This is a genomic window from Citrobacter sp. H12-3-2 (assembly GCF_009649895.1).
Classification (GTDB): domain Bacteria; phylum Pseudomonadota; class Gammaproteobacteria; order Enterobacterales; family Enterobacteriaceae; genus Citrobacter; species Citrobacter portucalensis.
Genome location: NZ_CP045838.1, coordinates 13,058 through 37,066 on the forward strand (window position 1 = coordinate 13,058; position 24,009 = coordinate 37,066).

Sequence of the window (24,009 nt, forward strand, 5' to 3'; positions counted from 1 at the left end):
TGTCCGAAACTTAGTGAAATTAATTTCGGACACACGTTATAATTCGGACATCCATTTCGTACGGAAAGTTTCCCATGTCACGTGTTTTTGCCTACTGCAGGGTCTCAACTCTGGAACAGACCACAGAAAACCAGCGTCGTGAAATTGAAGCGGCGGGTTTTGCCATCAGATCCCAACGACTTATTGAGGAGCATATCAGTGGCTCGGTTGCTGCCAGCGAACGCCCCGGATTTATCCGGTTGCTAGATCGCATGGAAAATGGGGATGTACTGATTGTCACCAAACTTGACCGTCTGGGTCGTAATGCGATGGATATCCGAAAAACAGTAGAGCAACTGGCGGCTTTAGATATTCGCGTTCATTGTCTCGCACTCGGAGGCGTTGACTTGACCAGTCCGGCCGGAAAAATGACTATGCAGGTAATTTCTGCTGTAGCGGAGTTTGAGCGGGATTTGCTGCTTGAGCGAACGTATTCAGGTATTGCGAGGGCAAAAGCGGCTGGAAAACGCTTCGGTCGCCCCCCCATCCTGAGCGAGGAACAAAAGCAAACAGTGACAGAGCGCCTAAATGCTGGCATCAGTATCAGTGCTATTGCCCGGGAATTTAATACCACCCGCCAGACTATCCTTCGGGTAAAGGCTGGATTGCTGCAAGAGTGAGCGGCTGGGAAGATTATAAAAAAAATCAAATGGTTATTATGAAATAAAACAGCCTGCTGGGTTCTTTTCCCCCTATTTTTTATTAAAGAGTAGACAAAAGAGGTTCGCGATATTAATCTACCAACTAGATGGTTGGTACTGATTACACCAGCTATACCTTTTATCAAGAAATTACAGGAGCCATTATGTCTACTACCGTTAAACCTTCTGCAGACGCAGCTGCGATCCACAATACCCGTGAAGCAGTTCGCAGCCAGCCTGGCCTGGGTAACCTGACTTTCCAGATGAAAGCCCGTTCCAGCGGCGGATTAACCGTTCGCACAGAGACCGGCGCCACAATCCAGAACGGCGTTATCGATACCTGCCGTGTGGGGAAATTTTCTAATATCGGTGATGAACCCGCAGGTTTACTCGGCACCGATACCGGCATGAGCCCGACTGAATACATCATGCAGGCGCTGGCTGGCTGTTATACCGCCACCCTTACCATGATGGCTGCTGAAAAAGGGATCGACCTGGACGGTATCGAGCTGGATCTTAATTTCGATATCAACCTCAACGGCTTCCTTGGGCTGGACAGCAACGTGCGTAAAGGTGCGAAATCTATTCGCGTCGATGTTCACCTTACGAGCAAGACCGCCAGTCGCGAGGAGTTAGAAGCGCTGGTCAGCGAAATGCAAAAGAATTCGCCAATCCACGATACTCTGGCTAATCCGGTTGAAATGATTACACGCCTGGCGTGATGTCAGAGATGTAATGCTGCCATTCAGAATGCAGGATGGCAGTGACGTTCAGCTCTGCACGATACTGAGTCAGTGATACAACTTGCTACGGAAAAATAGCAACAATATAATCTATCAACTAGTAGATTATATGGAGTAATTATGACAACCATGACACGGGAACGGCTGCTCAGCGAAGCAGAACACCTGATGCGCGAAAAAGGGTATTCAGCATTCAGCTATGCTGATTTATCAAAAATAGTGGGTATCACCAAGGCCAGTATTCATCACCATTTCCCGACCAAAGATATTCTGGGTGAGCAGGTGGTAATACAGGCGTTCTCTGATACACAACGCGTATTTGAGCAGATAGAGGCGACTGAGAAAAGCGCGGAGAGAAGAATTGCGGCTTACATCGATATCTTCGCGCAAAGCCATAAAGCTTCGCTACTGCCACTGTGTTGTGCGTTGTCAGCAGAGACCGCCAATCTGCCTCAGGCAATTACTGTACAGACATCACTTTATTTCGATATGCAAATCGAGTGGCTCACAAAAGTCGTCAGGGCGGGCATGGAGTCAGGTGAGTTTTCATCCCATGCCGAACCATCAGATATTGCTTTGATGATCATTAATGTCTGTGAAGGCTCAAGCGTAGTGGCGCATGCAACGGCCAGACCCGAAGTCTTCGCCAACAGCCTTAAGTATATAAAACTGCTTCTTAATACCCCTCATTCAGGAGAATGACACTATGCTGGACTGGAACAACTATCGCTCAGAGTTAATGCAACGTTTAGGCGAGTTGGGCAAACTGACCCCCGAGACCATGAAAGGCGTGGTTGCCCTGGGCAACGCAGGTAACAAAACTGACCTTTTGGGCGCAAAAGTGCGTGAACTCATTGCCCTGGCGTGCGCAGTCACAACCCGCTGCGACGGCTGTATTGCTTTTCACGCCGACGCAGCTGTGAAAGCCGGTGCAACCGACGCTGAAATTGCTGAAGCGCTGGGCGTGGCGATTAACCTCAACGCTGGCGCGGCGGTCATTTATTCAGCCCGCACTCTGGATGCCGTCGGTCAGGCACGCGGTTAAGCATTAATAAATTCCACGTTAAAAGGGCATTACTGCCCTTTTTTTATGTCCGCAATAGCCTGAGCATATACCGATGCAGGTTTCACACCCGGTATGCGTTTAACTAATTGCCCTTCATGAAATATCAGCACAGACGGCAGCCCCCAGATCTCGTATTTGGTTGTCAGCACCGGCGCCTGATCTACATTGACTTTCCCCACCTGAATATCTCTATCGAGCCGGTCTGCAAACTGACTGAACATTTCTTCGCTGGCCTGACAGGGCGGACACCAGGGTGCAGAGAAACGTACCACCGATATTCCTTTGTACTGCTCTATCTGGCGGAAATTATCTTCGTTATAAGCTGTTAATGTACGCATGGTGATGACCTCGCAAAATGAGTGACAATTCAGAAATGGCTGCGTTATGACAAAAAAATACGACACAGCCATTGACCTACCTACTAGATGGTTGGTATATTGCCACCCATCAGATGTTTATGCAACTCCAGTGCGCGACGTCCAGTCGATGATACTGCCGGGCTGTGCAAATCCCTGCCGGGATACTCCTTTTTGTTTTTTGTGAGGTATACGATGAGTAAGCTTTTCACCCCCTACAATCTGTCTGGCCTGGCGTTAAAAAACCGTGTAGTCATGGCACCGATGACCCGCACCCGCACCATGAATGACGTGCCGGATGAGGTCGTGGCTTTGTACTATGCACAGCGTGCTTCTGCTGGCCTGCTCATCACCGAAGGGATGCCGGTTTCAGAAGAAGGCCGGGGTTACCTTTATACCCCTGGTATCTACAACGACGAACACGTCCAGGGCTGGCGTAAGGTGACACAAGCGGTTCACGCCAAAGGTGGCCGTATTTTCGCGCAGCTCTGGCACGTCGGCCGTATGTCTCACGTCTCTCTTCAGCCAGGCCACATAGCGCCGGTTTCAGCGGGCACCGTTCAGGCGGTCAATACCACCGTTTTTGCGCTGACCGAATCCGGAGAACCGGGCCCGGTTGTACCAAGCCAGCCACGCGCGCTGGAAACGCATGAAGTTAAACGCATCACTGCAGACTTCGTGCACTCCGCACGCCTGGCGATGGAAGCCGGCTTTGACGGCGTGGAAATCATGGCGGCAAACGGATTCATCTTTGACCAGTTCCTCAGTAGCGAACTGAACACCCGCACCGACGAATACGGCGGCTCGGTGGAAAATCGTCAGCGTTTCCTGCTGGAGACCATTGACGCCGTGGCGGAAGCCGTGGGTAACAGCCACGTTGCCGTGCGCCTGTCACCGTTCGGCCGCATTTATGACCTCGCGCCGTATGAAGGTGAAGAGCAAACCTGGTCAGCCATCACCGACGCGCTCGGTCAGCGGGAACTGGCCTACGTACACCTTTACTATCAGCCGGTGTACACCAAAGCGCCACTTCCGGAAGGCTTCCGCCGCCGTTTTCGCAACACGTTTAAAGGCACCATCATCGCTGCCGGCGGTTTTACCCGTGATATCGCAGAGCAGGCTCTGGAAGATGATGAGCTGGATCTGGTGGCATTTGGTGTGCCCTACATCGCTAACCCGGATCTGGTTGAAAGAATGCAAAACGGCTGGCCACTGGCAGAAAGTGACCGCGCCACCTACTACGGCGTCAGTGGTTCCCCGGAAAAAGGCTATACCGATTACCCGGTCTGGCAGGCGCAATAAATCCCATACGGTCGCGGTTCTCTGATAAGTGAGATCCGACCGCCCAACGTCTTTGAGGAATCATTATGCAAACGCTGAAACCCACCCTTACCATCGATATCTGGTCAGATTTGGTCTGCCCGTGGTGCTGGATTGCTAAAAAAAGATTTGAACAGGGTCTGAATCGCTTTGAATTTCGCGACCAGGTGGTGATCCGCCATCACAGCTACCGTCTGGCCGGTGGTACTCCCGCGATGCCTTTTAAGGATGCCATCGTTAAAAAGCTGGGCAGTCAGCATTCAGCGGAGCTGATGATGAATCAGGTGGGCACCGCCGGTAAATCTGAAGGTCTGATCTACAACTTCGACGGCATGATGTTTGGTGATACAGAAGATGCACACACCCTGCTGGTTGCCGCGCGTAAGGCCGGAATTGCGGACGCGGTGGAAGAACGTTTTTATCATGGCAGTATCACCGAAGGTCGCTCTCTCTTTGACCGTCAGCAGCTCGTTGCCATGGCCGTAGAAGCCGGTATGCCGAAAGCTGACGCTGAAGCCGCCCTGGAAAATGACGATTTTCGCGCCACCGTTTCCGACGATGAAGCCCACGCACAGTCTATTGGCCTCAGCGGCGTTCCGGTTTTTGTGATGAACGAAAAATATGCCATCAGCGGGGCTCAGGCAGCAGATAACTTTTTGAATGCCCTGCGTCAGGTCTGGGATGAACAGCAAACCGAATTTTCAGCCACTGCGGGTCAGACCTGCGGAACGGATGGCTGCAGTATTTAATCCGTCAACCGCCGGCAGTTTCACGCTGCCGGCAACGTCTTACCCACCAGTAATGGAGTCAGAAAATGAACACTTTTTTCAAAGGTAAAAAACTGCTCGTCGTCGGCGGTACCAGCGGCATGGGCCTGGCCGTGGCACGCATGGTACTGGAAGCGGGCGGCAGTGTCGTGCTGACCGGGAATAAAAAAGACAAAGCCGAAGCGGTGCAAAAAGAACTGAGCCCTCTGGGACCGGTTGCGGTCATCGCGGCGAACCTGATGACCGAAGAAGGTATGGAAACTATCCGTCAGGAAATTAATGCTCACCATCGCGATATCAGCCTGATGGTGAATGCCGCCGGTATCTTCATGCCCAAAGGATTTACCGAGCACAGCTTTGCCGATTATGACATGTATCTTTCGCTGAACCGAGCCACGTTCTTTATTACACAGGATGTCGTGAAGAACATGCTCGCCGCGAAGCTCGAAGGGTCTATCGTCAACGTCGGTTCGATTGGTGCTCAGGCTGCACTGGGTGACTCGCCGGCCTCGGCCTATTCAATGGCAAAAGCGGGTCTGCATGCCCTGACGCGTAATCTGGCGATTGAGCTGGCCAGCGCGGGTATTCGTGTCAACGCGGTGTCTCCCGGGATTGTTCATACGCCGATATACGAAGGCTTCATGGACAAAGCGGATATCGCAGATGCTATGAAGTCGCTGAACGATTTCCACCCGCTGGGACGCGTCGGAACTGCCGAAGATGTGGCAAACACTATTCTCTTCCTGTTGTCTGACAAAACCTCATGGGTGACGGGCGCTATCTGGGATGTCGATGCGGGCATCATGGCGGTCAGACGATAACCCCGTGACGCTGGCATAAGCCGCCCCTTAAGGGCGGCATTTTTTTGTCGCCAGACATGTCATCAGCAGGCTTCACTAAGAATATTCACGACCTGTTCATCCGTGCCTTTTGTGTTCCCGGCACAGGGTGTTATGCCGGGTTCTGACGACATCCTGACAGGACAAAACGGCCAGAGAGAAAGGGGTTATACACGATGAGGAGCCGGTAACGGAGAGTGATTCCCCTTTAAATAATCCGTGGATCACCATCGCAAACTGTACGGCACCAAAAAGTAACAGCGCACCTGCCCCGGTATCGAGATGGATATAGGCGACAGAGAAGAGCACTGCGTACACCATGAGGTAAAATCCGCTCAGCGGACGCCACAGCGATAATGTAGTTTTTGCGTGATAAAACAAGAAAGGTGACAGGACGAGTGCACCACTGGCCAGCCTGAGGCTGCTGAATGAAAGGGGATCAATGTGGCCTCCCTGCAGGGCCAGACGGCACAGAATAGAGTTTGCAGCAAACGCCAGCATTGCCAGGGATATTTTAAGAATGAGCGCGCAATTGGCCATTCAGTGAGACCTCATAAAATTCTTGTAAGCTACCATCTAGTTGGTAGCATAGCGTAAGTGATCACCGAACAGGAAGCAATAATCAGCTTTCAAACTGGAAGGTGAGGACAGGCATTCGGAATGAATTCTGTTTCACATCCCCAGTAGAGGAAGGAAAACGCGTAATGCCAGATGCAGAGCAGAAGATTATTTTTCCCTGCGATCAAACATATGAAATCAGTTTAAGACCTGGAATATCCTATGAAAAAACTAAAATTTACGTTCAAAAATGCGGCTGGTGAAGAACTGGCCGGATTGCTTGAACTTCCTGAAAATCCTAAAGCGTTTGCGCTGTTAGCTCATTGTTTTACGTGTGGCAAAGACCTCAAAGGCGCGGCGCGTATTGCGCGGAAACTGACAGAGAATGCTATCGCCGTTCTCCGGTTTGATTTTACTGGTCTGGGAAACAGCGAAGGGGATTTTTCCAACACCAACTTCTCATCCAATATTTCGGATCTGCTTTGCGCGGTAGATTATCTCCGCCGACAGTACGAAGCGCCTTCTTTGCTCATCGGCCATAGCCTGGGGGGATCGGCCATTCTGTCTATTGCCGGCGAAGTTCCTGAGGCAAAGGCCGTTGTCACCATAGGATCACCCGGAGAACTGACACACGTAAAACGTCTTTTTAAGGATGATGTTGAAAACATTAACCAGCATGGAGCCTATCCCGTTGAGCTGGCCGGGCGGGTATTTACCTTAAAGAAACAGATGCTGGACAATATTCAGGAACACAAAATCGCTCATAAGGTGTTCGCCATGAACAAGCCTCTGCTTATTTTTCATGCGACTGAAGATGATACTGTGTTAATTGAGCAGGCCGAAAAAATATTCAAAGCAGCAAAGCATCCCAAGAGTTTCATTTCGTTGGGTAAGGCGGATCACCTTCTGACTCATGCTCAGGATGCTGAATACGTTGCCGATATCATTATATCGTGGAGCGAATGTTACCTATAAACAGAGTAAATGCGTTCAAACTCGTAGCGCAGAGGGCGATTTTCTGCAGAGATCGGACGCTGTTTATGCTGGACTGATTTTGCGATAAAGGCTTAGGCCGATGCATACAGGCGGGGCTGAATAAGGGTGAGGCCCTTGGGCGAGCATCCTTCATGCACCGGCTGAATGAAATCAGGGATCTGGGGGTGGGAGGATCAGTGTTACCACGCCACCGGCGCTGACACTACATACGGCGGCGATAACACTCTGGAATACGGTTTATATAGAATGAACCATTGAGCCGCTTAAGCAAAAAGGAGTCCCTGTTAATGAACTGCTGGTCTCTCATCCTTCTCCACTGCTGTACAAAATATAGTCTTAGCGTGGGATAATTAATGAGATGGTCACTCCCTCCTTCCCGGTACTATGCTGAGGACAGGCTTTCATTCGGAGAACTATCATGGAAAACATTGCGCTCATTGGTATCGATCTGGGTAAAAACTCTTTCCATATTCATTGCCAGGATCGTCGCGGGAAGGCTGTTTACCGTAAAAAATTTACCCGGCCAAAGTTGATCGAATTTTTGGCGACATGCCCCGCTACAACCATCGCAATGGAAGCCTGTGGCGGTTCTCACTTTATGGCACGCAAGTTGGAAGAGTTGGGGCATTCCCCAAAGCTGATATCACCACAATTTGTCCGCCCGTTCGTTAAAAGCAATAAAAACGACTTTGTCGACGCCGAAGCTATTTGTGAAGCTGCATCGCGTCCGTCTATGCGTTTTGTGCAGCCCAGAACGGAATCTCAGCAGGCAATGCGGGCTCTGCATCGTGTCCGTGAATCCCTGGTTCAGGATAAGGTAAAAACAACCAATCAAATGCATGCTTTTCTGCTGGAATTTGGCATTAGCGTTCCCCGAGGAGCTGCCGTTATTAGCCGACTGAGTACCATTCTTGAGGATAATAGTTTGCCTCTTTACCTCAGCCAGTTATTGCTGAAATTACAACAGCATTATCACTATCTTGTTGAGCAGATTAAAGATTTGGAATCCCAGTTGAAACGAAAGTTGGACGAAGATGAGGTTGGACAGCGCTTGCTGAGCATTCCCTGCGTCGGAACACTGACAGCGAGTACTATTTCAACTGAGATTGGCGACGGGAAGCAGTACGCCAGCAGCCGTGACTTTGCGGCGGCAACAGGGCTTGTACCTCGGCAGTACAGCACGGGAGGTAGGACGACATTGCTGGGAATTAGTAAGCGAGGTAATAAAAAGATCCGAACTTTGTTGGTTCAATGTGCCAGGGTATTCATACAAAAACTGGAACACCAGTCTGGCAAATTGGCCGATTGGGTCAGGGATTTACTGTGCCGGAAAAGCAACTTTGTCGTCACTTGTGCTCTGGCAAACAAGCTGGCCAGAATAGCCTGGGCCCTAACGGCACGACAGCAAACTTATGTAGCATAACGGCAGAAATACACCGGTTTAAAGAATTACTGATCTGGTTTTGCGAATACTGATATTGATGATACTAACGGCCCACCGGCCTGTTGAGGAACCTGTAAAACGGAAAGGCTCATTGAAGCCGTATATTTTCTGGAGGTTCATCAGGCGCGGAACTCATCAAGGCGCGGGAATAAAATCCCATTCAGACGCCGGATAGATTCAAGCAAGCCAACTTGTCGTCAAAATCGGTGTTGCAAAAACGGGAGTGACCATAGATTCCGTTTTCCAAGCGGACCCCAAAATGACGAAAGCAGGTATGCCTGAAAGCGTGCGTATTGCCTGAAAACACAACCCGCTACGGGGGAGACTTACCCGAAATCTGATTTATTCAACAAAGCCGTCCTGATGTTCTGAGTTTACAGGATATGCATCCAAAGAGCGGATAGTAGTTTCATGGATATAATTCAGCAAAGCGTATCGTTTTCGGTACTCAGAGCGTTTTTTACTGGCTATATCGCTTAGCGGCTTTCGAACCACCTGTGTTGGTAATCTGTACCAGTCACCACAGGTTTTTCCTGCTACAGACTCCCAGAAATCACTGTAGACCGCAACAAAGGTTTTGCGTTTCTGATACCGGTATCTCAATTGCCGGAAAACATGACTGTGCTCACTGACTGCCAGACACTCAGAGACATTACAAGCTTTCATCAACGCACAAAATGCTTCAAAAATAATCCGTTTTGGGAAAAGCCCATAACAGGCCCGGGTTGCGCACCGAATAACATCAGGTCCGGTATTTTTAGGGGCTCCCTGCAATCCGCCAATAAAAGCGGTGTATCCATTTTGAGTCAGAATGACTGAAAATGTTAACCGGGCAATCACTGTTTTATTGAAAAACAATGACAACGTCAACTCTCCTTCCCGGTCAAAACCACTGGGAGAACACTGGATATCAAAATTCTCTCCATCTTTCCCGATGAATTGGACTAATGATACCGATTTTTGTGGAAACAAAAATTCAGAATATTTTTCTGGCAAATTTTGCACAAAGCGATAATGCTCAAGAATATATTGTCCCCGGGTCCAGGCGCTTCCCCCTTTATGCAAATAAGGGCGATGAATTCTTGCTGGCAACGTGGGGTGTATTGCCAGAATATCCTCAATGCACTGCAAGGAACGCAGTTCGTAATAATATCGAATACTGGCAACCGGATTTATAGCACATCGCAAAATGTACATGAACCGAAATTTTCTGTGTTCCCACTTCCCCGGTAGTGAATCTGAGGAAAAAGCAATCCTTTTAAGGAAACCGATAAATGATAAGTTACTTACAGAAAACATATTGTTACTTGTGCTTCGCTAATGTGAGAATTTTTAACGCAGTTTTATTAATATCAAACCGCTCTTCTATATCCTGTTTTGCCAGGCGAGCCATCTGATAAAAACGCCCAGGGTCATTAAAAAAATCATTCAGGGCGCACATCCATGCGTGCTTATTACCTGCTGGTAACAATGTCCCGGTCTGGTTGTTCTGAATAACATCAGGGATTCCACCAATCTGATTGGCCACTACAGGCACAGAAAATGCCGATGCTTCTGCCAGTACCATACCAAAAGATTCGTTTTCTGAAGGCAGAACCACCAGACTGGCAACCCGATATACGGGGGCGGCAGGAAAAACATTGTCAGCAATAAAAACATCATCATGCATGCCCATACTGCCAATCTGATACTGTAAATGCTCCCGCAGTTCAGGCGAACCAAACCCCACAATCAACCAACAGAACTGTCGTCCATTCATTTTTAAATGGAACAGTAAATTCAACATAAATTCGTGCCCTTTTTCCGGGCGCAACATTCCTACCAGAGCAATAACGGGGCATCCCCTTCGGGACGCCAGCCAGGAAAGAACACTCGGAGGCAAACTGTTTCGGGAATCAACGTATAATTTCTGGAAATCAAAGCCTGGAGGCACAACAGTAACCCGAGTTCGACATCCTTCCTGCTCCAGATGTGTCTTCATACTTGTTCCGGGAACAATCACCTCATCGCAAAAATGATTTATTGAAAAAACTTTTGTTTTTCGTGTCAAATATGTCTTTTGCCTGATAATTCTGAATGGATGTTTCCTGGTGAATAACCGTACCAAACCAACAATATTGCTATCATGTCCACTGTGACAAACGATTGCATCGGGCTGAAAACTATGAACTATTCCGAGTAATCTCCATACAGTAGGAATGTGAAGACTGTTTCGAAATAACGCGAATGTGATATCAATTCCAAACTTACTGGCTTCAAAAGCAATTTTGCTGTTTTCCCTGCAGACAAGCATAACTGAATGCCCCATTTTCTTCAGGGCCTTCATTTGAGCAACAGCCTGTAATTCCTGACCACCTATATTCGGTGATGATTCCGTAAATAGTATATTCATTATTAATCATCCGGTAATCTTGGCCCCTTATGAAGGGCCAGCAACGATGAAAAAAACGGTCTTGTATAATAAAAAAGTCGTCTTTTCAGCCATGCACAATTCTCCCGTTCCTTGGTGCTTATTCTTCCTATCCGAGCAGTTCCTTTAGCAGGAGCATTCATTCTTCTTTCTGTTGTATATAAATAATAGAATCCAAGTTCTTCAGCGACCTGAATATAATCCTTGTTATAATAACCTTCCGGCCAACACAAATGTTTACTGCATTTCCCTGTCATTTCTTTTAAATATTCTTTCCCGCTCAATAAGTCCTGTCGAAGATGTTTACACTGTTCTTCTCGTGAACTGAACTTTTTATCCCAACGTGTATGAGTATGCGTATGAAGATGAAATTCGACCAGACCAGATTGCAACATTTCGTTCACTTCAGACCAGCGAAGCATAACATTATCAGCATTCCCGGTTGCTATTTGATGTTCGCAATCGCGATGAGAATATTCCTTTCCAGGAGAGTGACGAACCGGACCATTCCCAATAAAACCGGTAATTAAAAAAATATGTGCTTTAAGATTAAACTCTTTTAATAAAGGATATACCTGAAACCAGTTGTCAAGGTATCCATCATCAAATGTCAACATAACGCTTTTACGGGGAAGTTTTCCACCCCGATAAAAAAACTCCAGTTCATCTGATGACAGTGTTTTCCAGTTGTTTTCAGCCAACCATTTCATTTGTTTCCGGAATGTCTCGGGAGAAAGTGTAACCAGCCCAGGGCAATGGCTGACATGATGATACATTAATACCGGAACATGATTTGCCTTAAACAAAAGCCCCCTCCGTTTAAAATTTAACGTTTCTGGAACCCAGCAAGCAGAGATAAAAGGAAAACCCTATAAAGCTGCTGGATTTCATATGCTACTAAATCAAACATCAACAATTTATAAACAATGTTATCTTATCATTTCTTTTAAAAACGGCTCACTAAGAACCTTGACGTATAGTAAATTGAAAAACTAGGCGATACTGCTGTCCGCAACTTATGCCTCGTGCGGTAAACCGTTTTTCCCATCACTCCGGTATTTCTCTCTACACGAGGTCGATTTTTATACCGCGGCGGGCTGTTTTTTATACTCCCCCCCGAATTACAGGCACATTTATTCTGCATCAGCCTGGGATATACCTCAGCAGACTGATATCCCGCGCATTTTTCTTCAGCCCTGCCACATTCAGCCCCGATATTGCACGACGGTAGACCATCCTGCCTCCACACAGCACGCATTCAAACGGGTCTCGCCGCAGGAACTGCTTACTCATCTGCGCATAGCACACCTTCGGCTCCGGTTTTTCCATCCCCAGCGCGCTGTAGACCACCGGCAGCTTTTCTCCGCACACCCGGTTGGCCAGAAAACCAAAATAGCGCACCATCCGTAAAAACTTCTCCGGGATGTGCTGTTTCAGCAGCGCCACGATTTCCCGCTGCGTCAGCGTTTCCGTGGCCTGCTTTCCCGTATTGTGGTCGTGGTAGCGAAAGATCAGCATGGTGCCTCCGGCATAGTGTGCCAGCCGCGAGCCTGCAATCGGCGGCTTTTTCAGGTAACGGCCCAGGTATTTCACGGTGTTTTTGCCCCCGACCGTCTTTTTTGACATGTATACATGCCAGTAATCGCCGCCGGTGGTCAGAACCAGGCTGCGCCACTGTGATTCGGTGGTGATATGGGTGAGAGAGGATGGTATTGCAATACTTTCAGACCAGACGCTCAGCAGCAACTGGCGGATATTACACATCCAGCGGGTGCGCATGGCATCCTTGCGGAAGCTGATTTTCTTCCACTTTCCGAGCGCATTGATGCCGCCGCAGGTGGCAGATACGTGGACATGAGGGTGCCAGTTGAGACGACGTCCATAAGTGTGAATCGCGCAGAAAATACCGATATCCAGCGCCCTTTTGCCGGCGGCATTCAGCAGGTTATCGACAGCGAGGCGGCAGAGGTCGTTGAGCAGCCAGCGGTTGACCTCAAACAGAGTCCACAGCGAGTCGGGGAGGGTGAAGACCAGGTGTATCCAGTCGCAGTCCGGCAGGCGGTTAAGCTGAGCGGCAATCCAGAGGTCAGTGGCCTTTTTCCCGCAGGAGGGGCAGGTACGGCTGTGGCAGGCGTTGGTGATATATTTAACATGGTGGCAGTCAGGATTATCGCAGCCATATTCCTTCACGCCGCCGATGCGGGTCCCGCAGGCGAGCATTTTGGTGACGGCTTCGACTTCGATACCGCGCAAACCACCGGCGTCGAGGAAAGACGTCCAGCACTGGTTAGCCGTGAACAGTTTTTTAAGCGGGCGGGGGCTGAAACCGGAAAACACGGGTAGATTAATCCCCGGCTTCCTGCAGTCGGGCAAGAGCTGGAGCATCGTGGCGGTGCCCGAGAATGGCGCTGGCGACCATCGCCGGTGGCGGGTCCATGGGCTTCATCAGCTTAATCCAGTACCATTATGGCGCGGGCAAGCACTTGACGACTTTCACCTTTGTTAAGGATGGCATGCGATCTGCGACGTAAGCGGGTATCAAGCAGCCAGTCACAGATAAAAATAGAGCGTTCAATACGTCCCATTTCACGCAGGGCTTGGTTGAGCCTGTTTTGTCTGGGGGAGGCAGCCAGCTTTTTTAGTATCAACGACGGTGGCATCAGACCAGCTCCGATCGAAGCCTTAAGCCGCAGCACTTCATCCCAGCGTTGCTCTATAACATCCATCCTGGCCCTTCCGGCAATCAGAGCATCAAGTGGCCTGTACTCCTCTGAGGGCGTAATGACGTACAGCCTGCGACTCCCGAGGTTGTGAATGCGGGGTATGAGCCTGTAGCCAAAGGAGTGAAACATCGAAAATGTTGTTTCAGTCGCACCGGCAGTATCAGTGGCATGCTCATGAATCTCCACAGAACTTTCGTTGTGAAGCAAACCGTCGAGTACGTAAGGCGCCTCACTCTCAGAGGCCAGGATCATTCTGGAGAAAAAGGACGCAAACCAGTTCGACAAAAAGCCATAAATCGACGCGCCTGGCCGCTTGCCGTATTTTGCATTGTATTCAAGGCTGGCTTCACCCCGTCCGCCAGCCGGGAAGAACTGTCCGTCCGAGGATGATACGTGACCATCCCCCCAGATTGCGGCAAAAGGATGGTCCTGCTGCGCGTCGACTAGTACCGAGGTGGTAGATGCATAGATTGCAGCGCGTAAATGACGCTCCACCATGACCATCATCCGGTGAATGGTGACATCCCGTGAACTCTGTGCCATTCGTTCAGCTCCGGCATTCATTGCATCTGCAAGGATCGCTGCCATAAGCGCTGCTTCGTCTTCTGCCTGTTCTCCGGTGCGATAATGGGTGAAACAAATTCCCGGCAGCGACAATGTGGCTTCATATGCCACTGGACTGGAGTATTGCCTGTCGCCATGACACCATTGAAGGCTGGATTCTTAAATTTTCTAATCGAGGGCTGTGCAAAATTAGCTACGTCCGCTTCACGCTGTGAGTTCAATAATTGTGTTGCGTCCATCAGTTGAAATCACAGCTCAAAGTAGACGCTCATTCTCACTGGAATGCTTTGCTTTCACCTTGCCAGAGGACAAATCCTTTGTCCCGCAACTATGGTTTTTTATTAGGATTTTCGCCACTGAATAAATTATAATAAATTGATTTTATAAGATATTCGTCATGGGCTATATGATCAGTACGAGTTGCATGCTCTAATGTTTCAGATGCCAGTATATGTGCGGCTTCAGCAAACATCCCAGGCCAACCCTTACTCAGCATAGACAGTCCTTTAAGGACTCTTATCTGAATCTCCCTCATACTCGCACCATCACGTGCAACAGGTAAGAAAAAGTCTTCCAGTAGGTCTTTGATCTGAAGTGGCGCAACATGTACTGAAGGATATATCACTTCAGTTTCATCTATTTTATTCTGCGCGTAAGCGGAGAGTATTCGAACACCTCTGCCAATGACATCAATCGCAGTACCGGGATCGTTTACTGCGGGCGAAAGGGCCCTGCAGGCTATTTCGGCCATGACGCTGAGACAGAATCGGGGATCCTGAGCAAATGAACGCACATCCGAGACAATGATCGTTTCAAGTAAATCGGTACAGATTGATGACTCCTGACCAGAACTCAGGTACAAAACTGGCATCGATGGATGTATGAAACTGCCTGGCTGCGCCACAAGATATACATGACGAGGATCATTGCTCAGCAGACTGCCGAGCTTGACCATGTCAATATATTCAACATAGCCAATTTTCTCCGGATATACGGCAACAGTTCCTTTTGGTTGTTCATTGTTCTCAAGCCATGGATATCCGCCAAGACATGGACTTTTTGCTCTCGCAATAAATGTCTCGATCGCCGCCTGTTCTACTTTTGCTGTTGTCTCACCTACCCTGCCCAGAGAGGTCAAATGCTGTATCCAGCGAAGCAATGTGATGATTATTAAGGCAATGACAACCAGTGTTACAATGAATAAAATGACTCTACCCCTTTCTCCGTAGGCTCCCATATTGAGGGCAATAATCCCTACCAGGCTGAAGAGAAAAGAACCGATAAAAGTGGCCAGTACATTTTGTGTGGTTACGTCTTCTACAACTAAACGCGTGGCTCTGGGCGTCACATTAGTAGTGGCTGAACCGTAAGCGGTGACCATGATACTCAGTGAAAATGTGGTCACCGCCAGCATACTCGATGCCAGTATGTTCAGAATATTATCAACTGCTTCCGCACCAACCTTCACTGATACTGACTCTGGGATCATTGATCTAAAAAGAATAGATAAAAGGGCCGTTATTATTGCTACCATTGCGAATAACGTTGCCCTGAACCATAGCTTTTTAAGTGTCTGCCTGAGAATCCATTGCCAGCGTGAAATCATTCAGCATATCCTTGTATTAAGTTCGGGAAAATAAATGCCGCCCGGCAGGACGGCATTTTTGTATTAACGAACGAGGTGCAGGAAGTGCAGGTGTTTTTCGTACTGGTCCAGTATGTCATTAATCAGCTGTTCCTGATTCCAGCCCATCACATCATAGTTTTGACCGCCTTCTTTCAGATAGACCTCAGCGCGATAATATCGATGTTGCTCAGCTTGCTGCTCGTCATTGTCCATTGCAGCCATGGCGAAAGCCGGTGAGTTATAGCCACGAAGTCTCACTTCATAAATAAAGTTCAGCTCATTGCCCAAATCGACTTCAAGCCGAATTCGTTCGTCATCAGTATCACTTATATGGCTTATCGTTCCCTGTTTATTCAGTTCTTCCTGAACCAGCGTCATGGCGGGCTGGATAACGTCGCCCATAAAGCGTTTCACAAGAGAGCGCTTTGGCAGATAAGCGATATTGCGCAAGCGTCTCTGCCATGGAATCGGGTTACGCGCTGCAGTCGGAGCAATAGTCGCCATGCTCAGGCTTTCACGCTTGGTCAAATCCCGACGCAGGGCTTTTAATAATCCGTATATGGATATCAGTAAAATCACTGAGAAAGGTAATGCGCTCGCTATTGTCACGGTTTGCAGCGCGCTCAGTCCCCCCGCAATCAGCAGTGCGATTGCCACAATCCCCATGAGCGAGGCCCAGAAAATTCGCTGCCATACAGGCGTGTTAGCGACGCCACCCGATGCCAGCGTATCAACAACCATTGCCCCGGAGTCAGCCGAGGTGACAAAGAAGACAATGACCATCGCCATTGCAATAAATGACAGCACGGAAGAAAACGGGAAATGCTCCAGGAAATTAAACAGGGCCAGCGCGACATCCTGCTGAACGGTATTGGCGAGATCAGCCGCCCCCTGGTTCATAATGAGATAGATTGCGCTGTTACCAAACACCGTCATCCACATGAGCGTGAAGCCGGCGGGAACAAACAGCACGCCGGTGACAAACTCGCGAATGGTTCGACCGCGCGAGACTCTTGCGATGAACATCCCCACAAACGGCGACCATGAAAGCCACCATCCCCAGTACAGTAATGTCCAGCCCCCCAGCCAGTTGCTCGACTTAGGTTCATACGCATAAAGGTTAAAAGTTTTACTCACCAGTTCAGAAAGATAACCGCCCGTATTTTCCACAAATGACTTCAGCAGAAGCACGGTTGGTCCCAGACACAGGACCAGCGCCAGCAGCAGCACTGCCAGGCCCAGGTTGAGCTCAGACAGTATACGTATTCCCTTGTCCAGGCCGGACACCACCGAAATCGTCGCTAAACCAGTGATGACAACGATTAGAATCACCTGCACCGTTTCATTAATAGGCACCCCGAAAAGATGATTCAAACCAGCATTCACCTGCAAAACACCGTACCCCAGCGATGTCGCAACGCCAAAGACGGTGCCAATAACGGCGAAAATATCAACCGCATGGCCTACAGGTCCGTATATGCGCTCGCCAATAATGGGATAAAGTGCGGAACGCAGCGTTAAAGGCAGACCGTGACGGTAACTGAAAAAGGCCAGGATCAGTGCCACAATGGCATAGATTGCCCATGCGTGCAGGCCCCAGTGGAAGAACGTCAGGCGCATTGCTTCCTTCGCTGCCGCAACGGTCTCTGGAGTGCCGACAGGAGGTGAAAGATAATGCATCACAGGTTCAGCAACGCCAAAGAACATCAGGCCGATCCCCATCCCTGCCGAGAAAAGCATCGCAAACCAGGAGTGATAGCTAAAATCAGGCTGTGCATGGTCCGGACCCAGTTTGATATCACCGTAGCGTGAGAGTCCCAGGAACGAGACACTCAGTAGAATCAGGGCCACTGCAAGGATGTAGAACCAGCTGGCATTCGTGAAGATTTGTTGCTGAAGTAGTTTAAAATTTTTGTCGGCGACATCCGGGAATACGGCGGCAAAGGCGACAAGAAGGAAAATTAACAAAGCAGATGTAAAGAATACCGCTTTGTTAATCTGGCTTTTAGACTTCTTTTGGATTGTATCATTTTCACTCATAATCATTTATTCCATTAATTAAAATCCGCACTGTATAGAGGGTACTACATCTCAAAGATTAGCAAACTTCAACTTACGATGCGGCGTCAATCGGAATGCAGAGTGCAAGAGTGGCCATACAGATATCCTGTTGATAGTCTGCCAGCCGTCTTCTGGAGCATTTGATTTGCATAAATTGCATCAGATCTGGGGATTCACTTTGATTAGAGCAATATTGAGAATGACTTACTAACGTCTGATGTTGCGTAAAGCGGGCTTTAAGGATGGTCGCAATGTCAGAGGTAAGGACAGACGTTCAGGATGCAAATAATCAGTGCCGGTTCGTCGCTGATTTTCCTTCAGGCTGACTTGTCCAAAACGAGTAACAATCGTCTACCTATCCTCTCCAAAATGGAAATAATTCTTCTCAACTCTCTCGCAGATCCGAAAAGCGGTATAATCGGAAAATTGAAAAAGCCGCATTTGCGGCTTTTTCTGCATGCCCTTAAGCATGATGGAATCAGGTTTTGCTGAGCCACGAGCCATAAACTTCCCTGCGTCGCTCGAAGGCCTCACGCCCTCCCTCCATCACAGAAATGATGTGCTGTTGTACAGGCGGGGCATCCACGCCGCCAGCGGATGTCTGGATCTTTCCGCCTGCATATTTACAGGCACAAACATTCTCTGCATCTCCCAGCACCGGGATGTTGGCATTATGAGTGGCAAAGATAAACTGGGTACGGGGTTTCATTGCCCGGATGATTTTAATCACGTCGTCATAAATCGTCTGATTGTCCAGGTCGTCTTCGGGCTGATCGATGATAACCACATCATTATCCTGCTGATTCAGAACAAACAGCATTAAAGCGGAGGCGCGCTGACCCAGCGAATGTTGTTCAAGGGGCTTACCCCGGAATTCAATGGTGTAGGTATTCGGGATCTGCCAGACAATCAGCGATTCTATCTGCTGTTCCAGATACATGCTGAATGTCTCTGCAGAACCGCTGATAATCCCCGGCAGTTTATCCCTGTTCAGCCAGAGCTCGCCAAAATCTCTGAAGCTGTCAGCCACGGTCTGGTAGGTACTTTCCCGCAGCCGGCTGCCGGTGAAGGCCTCTTTCAGAACGGCCTGCATGGCTTTTTTGTCGTTTGCAAAGCACGGCACGATCTTCAGAGGCGAACCGGCCTGGCTGATGCCGGCCAGTACGGCTTCAATTTCCTGATATTCTTCCACCCACAGTTCATGTAATCGGCTCAGCGCTTCTGTCAGATTTTTCTCCAGTAACGCCTGACTGCTTTTAGCCCGGGTCAGCTCGGCAATTTTCTGTTGCGCAAGTTCCAGCCCGGCCTTCAGCTTCAGAAAGTCAGCCGGATCGGCTTTTTCCACGCCTGCCAGCCGCAGCTCTTCAGCTAGGCCACGCTCTATTTCGGCAAATTCCTCCGTCAGCGCCAGCTTTTTCTCCAGAAAAGCCTGCTGCTTCGTATCGAGTTCTCTGAGAAGCCGGCGGGCGCCGTCCACGATGGTGTTCAGGGAGCCGAGATGCGCGGTAAAGCGGTCATATCCCTCACGATAATCATCAATATCCGCCTGGTTATGGGCGGACTCATGTTTCTGATCCTGCTTCAGCTCATCGAGTTTTTCCCTGATCACGTCCTGCAGACTGTCCAGCGCCCGGGTTGCCCGTGCAGTGGTACTGCTGAGGTAGCGCTCATCCCGTCCGAAGGTGGTCTGACGCGCCAGTTTTTCTTCCATACCGTGCTGGGCATAAAAGCGCAGGCGAAACTGCGCATCCTTCTCTTTCGCCTGCCATTCACAGAGTGTTTCTCCTGATGTTTTCAGACGACGATACTCGCGTAACCTGTCAAGGACGGCGTCTTCCTGCTGGCGGATTTTGTTCCGCACGGCGGCCAGGCGCTCCCCGACCAGTTTTTCAATCAGGTCATGTTCAAATCCGGCACCGGTATTGGACAGATCTTTCTGGCCAAAATACACCGGCTTGTGCAGCACCGTTTCCCGCAGCGCCACCCCGTGCCGGGCCTGTCCGTCAAAAATGACCTGCGGCTCCTGACCGAAGATACGGACTATCTGATAGGCCCGCCCGTGACGGCATACGGCCTCAACGGTAATCTTCCCCCCGCTTTTGAGTAAATTACTGACCAGATTTTCTTTGTAATCGCGGTCAGAAGCCTTCTCGCCAAAGGGAATGTCCAGGGCATACCGGATCCCTTCAAGGATGGAGGATTTGCCGCTGCCGCGGATCCCTATCAGGGTGTTCAGCTCCGGAGATAATTTCACCACAGTTCCGCCCAGCGAACCGGCTCCCTCGAATGCTATCTGGCGGATATGGCTGTGGCTCAGTGCCGGTTTCTCCCTGCTGACGCGGTGCGGGAAATCCTGCAGCGCAAAGCGGACAGCCTCAAAACTGTAATCCCCCAGTTTCAGATAGCTGGCGACTTTTCTGACACCAATGTTATCCAGCGTTTTGGCATCGCATCCCTGGACTTCGGCAGGATAGCGTTCACCGAGCACGCCCTTAATTTTGATCCGCAGGTCGTGGGTCATCACCTTCTGAAATCCCGTCACGCGCCGGCGGATAAGCTCGTTATCAAAAAGCTCCCCAATCCTGCCAGGGCTCAGCCCGCCCCATAATCCGTTAGGGGCCTCCACGTGGGCAAACACAATAAAGTAATCCCGTTCGTACCGGTCAAGGCGCTGGATGGTCTGTGTGATATTTTCTGTTGAACGGGCATTTTCGTTCTCAAAATTATCAACGCCCGCAAACGTGGCCGTCAGGAAACTTTCAATATGGTTTGTCTGCTGCGGATTGATAAACCACTCATCAGCAAACACCACGAGCGTATGCACACCGGCCTGGCCATCATTAACGGACAGCTCCACGCCGGGAAGCAGCTCCATACCTTCACGGCGCGCGGCTTTGCGCAGTGCCTTAAACTCACCGGGATCGAATTTATTGTGATTGGTGATCACGCCGACGCCCACTCCAGCCGCTTTCAGGGCACTGACGTAGTCGCGAATATATCTGTCGGACTCTCCGGCATAGCGAAATTCTTTATCTGCACGGGTATGAAGATGAAAATCTACCTTGACCCAGCAGGAGCCATTCTCAAATACAGGATACATTCCTTGATACCTTTATTCAGTTGCTGATGAATGCCCGAAGGCTTTGAATAATTTTATTCATATTACGGCGATCCCGTACCGGCTTCATTTTATTTCCGTCAAGGGTTAATCAATATTTGATCTGAACCCGAAGCGCATGTAACGGGTTACGCATGAGAGGGGCGGCTTTCTTTTTCGGTGTGCTGATTTCTGCAACAGAGTGTGATGATTGTTGCCTTTCAGGCAATAATGTAATTAAAGCAACAATAACTGATAATTATTGCTCCAGTAGTATTAGTTTCTTTCTCTTCTCGCAGAGATCCGAAAACCCCTGGTTCCGGATCTTCCTCACCCGCCCCTCCGCGCGGCGGCCCACAGACACAAGATGTAGCGGTGTTTTCAGCTGCTAATGACGCTATATGTTGTGTTTCCGCACTCCCCCGTGACCCGGCGCGCGGCAGCGGATTTTGGCGCTTTGCTTATTCCGTGTGCGTGGTACACTTCCGGAAATATTGCTATAGCTAAAAAATCGGATCACTGGAAAACAGGTATCCGGTAATTTAATTGAGTGGCTATAAGCTTGGTTATTATTTCATTATGTGAAATTTAGTTTTGTGAAAGTCACTTGTGCAACAGAGTGCCTCTCATCCGGAGATGATTAAGGTGTGGTAAAATTGCACAGCTAATTAATCAACTGAGGAAAGAACATGTTTACCGCTCTGAACGATAAAAATACTTTCAGTTACGCGTTTGAGAAGATCCGTAATGCTATCGCTGTACCTAGCGAAAACAATATTTATGCTGCCACCAGTCTCGGCCTTGAAGTCCTCGGCCGGAAGTATGACGTCTTTCGCCAGGAACTGGATGCGGTCGGGGAACTGGGCGACTGGGAATACGATCTCGATACCTACAGTCACTGTATTGCGGTGCTGCAGCATTACTTCACCGGCAATCCATCAAAACTGACAGAACGTGATGCCCGGATTTACAGTCATTACCTGCAGACTGAGCACAAAGGGTTTGTGAAGCTGGCTGAAGAACTGGCTGCCGATCGCTGAATACATACGGAAGGCAGGATTTCTTCTTTATTAAGACACTATAAGAGGTCACAGCAATATGGGTAGCATGAAGGAATATATGCAGGATCTGGAAGCTGAACGGTTTAATGAATGGCTTGAGGAGAATTACCCGGATGTTAATCCCAACTCTGAAGAATGGGAGCAGGCCGCGAACCTGTACTGCTGGGAGCAGGAAGCGATGGCCGATCAGGCTCAGTGGGAACATGAACACGGGCTCTTTGTGGCTTCCCTGAACAATGTTCATCAGCGTTACATACACGCAAAGAAGGAGCTGAAGAAGCTGTATATCCTACTCGATAAGGAGCATCCTGAACTGGTGTACAGGATGTCTTTCGTCCATGCCGTGACTGTAATGGAGGCGTACCTGATGTACTGCGCCAGGGCTCTGCTTGAGCATGACTGGCCCCTTAAACGTTTCCTTAATGAGTACTATCTGAAATCCGCACCTAAGGTCACTAATAAAGATAAAACCGCCGCCCGCACAATGGATGTTGAACTGTTCAGGCCTGCAGCCCGAAATTATGTTTCCCGAATGACATTTCATAACGTTAAAACCATTGAGCGCTATTTCGGGGCCGTGCTGCACATCCCTCCCGTCTGGCCAACTGAGCCACTGGGCATCATCTCAGACTGGCGAAATGATCTTGTACACCGCAACGGCGTGGATGAACATGATGTGCCACGGGTGATATCAGCACAGCAGCTGCAGAATACCCTGCAGAAAATATCGAACCTGATAGAGGCTGCTGACATATCCCTGCGTCAGGAAGTTGACTATTTCGGTAACTGGCGTAATGAGGAAAACCGGGAAATCATCGCATCAGCACTGAATATATCGTCAGCCGGAGAGTCACACTGATGACCGGACTCGTTACCCTGGGGCAGCAGCCAGGAACGGTAGCTCAGTTGCCTGTGTCCATCGACTATCCGGCGGCGCTGGCCCTGCGTCAGATGGCTCTCGTTCAGGACGAACTGCCCAGATACCTGTTGGCTCCGGAAGTGAGTGCCCTGCTCCACTATGTTCCCGATCTGCACCGCAAGATGCTGCTGGCAACACTGTGGAATACGGGCGCGCGTATTAATGAGGCACTGGCGCTGACGCGAGGGGATTTTTCTCTGGCATCACCCTACCCGTTCGTGCAGCTGGCCACACTCAAGCAGCGGGCGGAGAAAGCGGCCCGAACGGCCGGCCGATCGCCTGCCGGCAGTCAGGTGCATCGCCTGGTTCCGCTTTCCGATGCGAACTATGTCAGCCAGCTGGAGATGATGGTGGCCACGCTGAAAATACCTCTTGAACGACGCAATAAGCGAAGCGGCAGAACCGAGAAGGCGCGTATCTGGGAGATTACCGATCGGACGGTCCGCACCTGGCTCAGCGAAGCAGTTGAAGCGGCAGCGGCCGACGGGGTGACGTTCTCCGTGCCGGTGACACCGCACACGTTCCGTCATTCCTACGCCATGCACATGCTTTATGCCGGTATACCACTGAAGGTACTGCAGAGTTTAATGGGGCATAAGAGCATCAGCTCAACTGAGGTGTATACGAAGGTGTTTGCTCTCGATGTCGCAGCAAGGCACAGGGTGCAGTTTCAGATGTCTGGGGCTGAGGCTGTTGCGATGATAAAAAAAATCTAAGATAACAGTAAGAATCAGAAAAGATTGATTTGATGTTGTTTTAATATTAAAACAACATCAAA

At 49.5% G+C, this 24,009-nt stretch carries 20 protein-coding genes and 4 pseudogenes; 13 read left to right on the forward strand and 11 right to left on the reverse strand.

The window, feature by feature from the left end; translation table 11 throughout:
- Nucleotides 1-74 precede the first annotated feature (74 nt).
- The 4 genes from GHC22_RS23560 to GHC22_RS23575 all read left to right on the forward strand — a co-directional run bounded on the left by GHC22_RS23560 (nucleotide 75) and on the right by GHC22_RS23575 (nucleotide 2,468).
- A complete protein-coding gene (locus GHC22_RS23560; RefSeq protein WP_012695450.1) occupies nucleotides 75-659 on the forward strand; it encodes a recombinase family protein in 585 nt (194 codons plus the stop codon).
- A gap of 185 nt (nucleotides 660-844) precedes the next feature.
- Nucleotides 845-1,402 carry an OsmC family protein gene (locus tag GHC22_RS23565; RefSeq protein ID WP_153754014.1) on the forward strand — a complete coding sequence of 186 codons (558 nt, stop codon included), beginning with the start codon at nucleotides 845-847 and terminating at the stop codon, nucleotides 1,400-1,402.
- Between the two features lie 141 nt (nucleotides 1,403-1,543).
- On the forward strand, nucleotides 1,544-2,125 hold the full coding sequence (locus GHC22_RS23570; protein WP_000210409.1) for a TetR/AcrR family transcriptional regulator: 582 nt from the start codon (nucleotides 1,544-1,546) through the stop codon (nucleotides 2,123-2,125).
- Nucleotides 2,126-2,129: 4 nt separating this feature from the next.
- The gene (locus GHC22_RS23575) at nucleotides 2,130-2,468 is read left to right on the forward strand and encodes a carboxymuconolactone decarboxylase family protein (protein ID WP_000888080.1); all 339 of its coding nucleotides are present in this window, start codon (nucleotides 2,130-2,132) and stop codon (nucleotides 2,466-2,468) included.
- A gap of 29 nt (nucleotides 2,469-2,497) precedes the next feature.
- On the opposite strand, the gene GHC22_RS23580 is transcribed toward GHC22_RS23575, so the two are convergent.
- Nucleotides 2,498-2,827 carry a co-chaperone YbbN gene (locus GHC22_RS23580; RefSeq protein ID WP_002431133.1) on the reverse strand — a complete coding sequence of 110 codons (330 nt, stop codon included), beginning with the start codon at nucleotides 2,825-2,827 and terminating at the stop codon, nucleotides 2,498-2,500.
- Between the two features lie 213 nt (nucleotides 2,828-3,040).
- On the opposite strand from GHC22_RS23580, the gene GHC22_RS23585 reads away from it, so the two are divergent.
- From GHC22_RS23585 to GHC22_RS23595, 3 genes are all read left to right on the forward strand, one after another.
- Entirely contained in the window at nucleotides 3,041-4,147 is a 1,107-nt protein-coding gene (locus GHC22_RS23585) for an alkene reductase (protein ID WP_006687059.1), read from the forward strand.
- Between the two features lie 65 nt (nucleotides 4,148-4,212).
- Nucleotides 4,213-4,914, forward strand: coding sequence for a DsbA family oxidoreductase (locus tag GHC22_RS23590; protein ID WP_001194072.1), 702 nt, complete (start codon nucleotides 4,213-4,215; stop codon nucleotides 4,912-4,914).
- 65 nt (nucleotides 4,915-4,979) lie between these two features.
- A complete protein-coding gene (locus GHC22_RS23595) occupies nucleotides 4,980-5,753 on the forward strand; it encodes an SDR family NAD(P)-dependent oxidoreductase (RefSeq protein WP_004729618.1) in 774 nt (257 codons plus the stop codon).
- Between the two features lie 210 nt (nucleotides 5,754-5,963).
- Here the strand turns inward: GHC22_RS23595 and GHC22_RS23600 are convergent.
- Nucleotides 5,964-6,311 (reverse strand): annotated as a pseudogene (locus tag GHC22_RS23600) (EamA family transporter); the annotation flags it as partial.
- A 240-nt stretch (nucleotides 6,312-6,551) separates the two neighbouring features.
- On the opposite strand from GHC22_RS23600, the gene GHC22_RS23605 reads away from it, so the two are divergent.
- The 3 genes and pseudogenes from GHC22_RS23605 (at nucleotide 6,552) to GHC22_RS23615 (ending at nucleotide 8,748) form a co-directional block, all read left to right on the forward strand.
- Nucleotides 6,552-7,304 (forward strand): S9 family peptidase, encoded by a 753-nt coding sequence (locus GHC22_RS23605; RefSeq protein ID WP_004729622.1) that lies wholly within the window; start codon nucleotides 6,552-6,554, stop codon nucleotides 7,302-7,304.
- A 26-nt stretch (nucleotides 7,305-7,330) separates the two neighbouring features.
- A pseudogene (locus GHC22_RS24765) lies at nucleotides 7,331-7,644 on the forward strand (Tn3 family transposase); the annotation flags it as partial.
- A gap of 99 nt (nucleotides 7,645-7,743) precedes the next feature.
- Complete coding sequence (locus GHC22_RS23615; RefSeq protein ID WP_000427623.1) at nucleotides 7,744-8,748, forward strand: IS110-like element IS4321 family transposase; 1,005 nt, start codon at nucleotides 7,744-7,746, stop codon at nucleotides 8,746-8,748.
- A gap of 363 nt (nucleotides 8,749-9,111) precedes the next feature.
- Here the strand turns inward: GHC22_RS23615 and virK are convergent, their stop codons facing one another.
- From virK to GHC22_RS23655, 9 genes and pseudogenes are all read right to left on the reverse strand, one after another.
- Entirely contained in the window at nucleotides 9,112-10,068 is a 957-nt protein-coding gene (gene virK / locus GHC22_RS23620; RefSeq protein ID WP_153754015.1) for a virulence factor VirK, read from the reverse strand.
- Between the two features lie 4 nt (nucleotides 10,069-10,072).
- The gene (gene capU / locus GHC22_RS23625; protein ID WP_153754016.1) at nucleotides 10,073-11,161 is read right to left on the reverse strand and encodes a putative hexosyltransferase CapU; all 1,089 of its coding nucleotides are present in this window, start codon (nucleotides 11,159-11,161) and stop codon (nucleotides 10,073-10,075) included.
- Nucleotides 11,162-11,163: 2 nt separating this feature from the next.
- Nucleotides 11,164-11,955, reverse strand: a complete 792-nt coding sequence (locus GHC22_RS23630; RefSeq protein WP_172694119.1) for a polysaccharide deacetylase family protein — start codon at nucleotides 11,953-11,955, stop codon at nucleotides 11,164-11,166.
- Between the two features lie 367 nt (nucleotides 11,956-12,322).
- The gene (locus GHC22_RS23635; protein ID WP_153754018.1) at nucleotides 12,323-13,564 is read right to left on the reverse strand and encodes an IS91 family transposase; all 1,242 of its coding nucleotides are present in this window, start codon (nucleotides 13,562-13,564) and stop codon (nucleotides 12,323-12,325) included.
- Nucleotides 13,524-13,643: pseudogene (locus GHC22_RS24770) on the reverse strand (hypothetical protein); the annotation flags it as partial. The pseudogene GHC22_RS24770 and the gene GHC22_RS23635, both read right to left, overlap by 41 nt.
- Nucleotides 13,639-14,541, reverse strand: a pseudogene (locus GHC22_RS23640) (Tn3 family transposase); the annotation flags it as partial. The pseudogenes GHC22_RS24770 and GHC22_RS23640, both read right to left, overlap by 5 nt.
- Before the next feature lie 253 nt (nucleotides 14,542-14,794).
- On the reverse strand, nucleotides 14,795-16,072 hold the full coding sequence (locus GHC22_RS23645; RefSeq protein ID WP_153754019.1) for a DUF2254 domain-containing protein: 1,278 nt from the start codon (nucleotides 16,070-16,072) through the stop codon (nucleotides 14,795-14,797).
- A gap of 63 nt (nucleotides 16,073-16,135) precedes the next feature.
- A complete protein-coding gene (locus GHC22_RS23650; protein ID WP_153754020.1) occupies nucleotides 16,136-18,133 on the reverse strand; it encodes a choline BCCT transporter BetT in 1,998 nt (665 codons plus the stop codon).
- A gap of 499 nt (nucleotides 18,134-18,632) precedes the next feature.
- Nucleotides 18,633-21,254 carry a TrlF family AAA-like ATPase gene (locus GHC22_RS23655; RefSeq protein ID WP_153754021.1) on the reverse strand — a complete coding sequence of 874 codons (2,622 nt, stop codon included), beginning with the start codon at nucleotides 21,252-21,254 and terminating at the stop codon, nucleotides 18,633-18,635.
- A 686-nt stretch (nucleotides 21,255-21,940) separates the two neighbouring features.
- On the opposite strand from GHC22_RS23655, the gene GHC22_RS23660 reads away from it, so the two are divergent.
- The 3 genes from GHC22_RS23660 to GHC22_RS23670 are packed head-to-tail and all read left to right on the forward strand — an operon-like array spanning nucleotide 21,941 to nucleotide 23,947.
- Nucleotides 21,941-22,291 carry a hypothetical protein gene (locus tag GHC22_RS23660; protein ID WP_115490264.1) on the forward strand — a complete coding sequence of 117 codons (351 nt, stop codon included), beginning with the start codon at nucleotides 21,941-21,943 and terminating at the stop codon, nucleotides 22,289-22,291.
- Nucleotides 22,292-22,349: 58 nt separating this feature from the next.
- Nucleotides 22,350-23,171: a hypothetical protein gene (locus GHC22_RS23665; RefSeq protein ID WP_115490265.1), complete on the forward strand. Its 822-nt coding sequence runs from the start codon at nucleotides 22,350-22,352 to the stop codon at nucleotides 23,169-23,171.
- A complete protein-coding gene (locus GHC22_RS23670; protein ID WP_115490266.1) occupies nucleotides 23,171-23,947 on the forward strand; it encodes a site-specific integrase in 777 nt (258 codons plus the stop codon). Before GHC22_RS23665 ends, GHC22_RS23670 begins: the two co-directional genes overlap by 1 nt.
- Nucleotides 23,948-24,009: the final 62 nt, after the last annotated feature.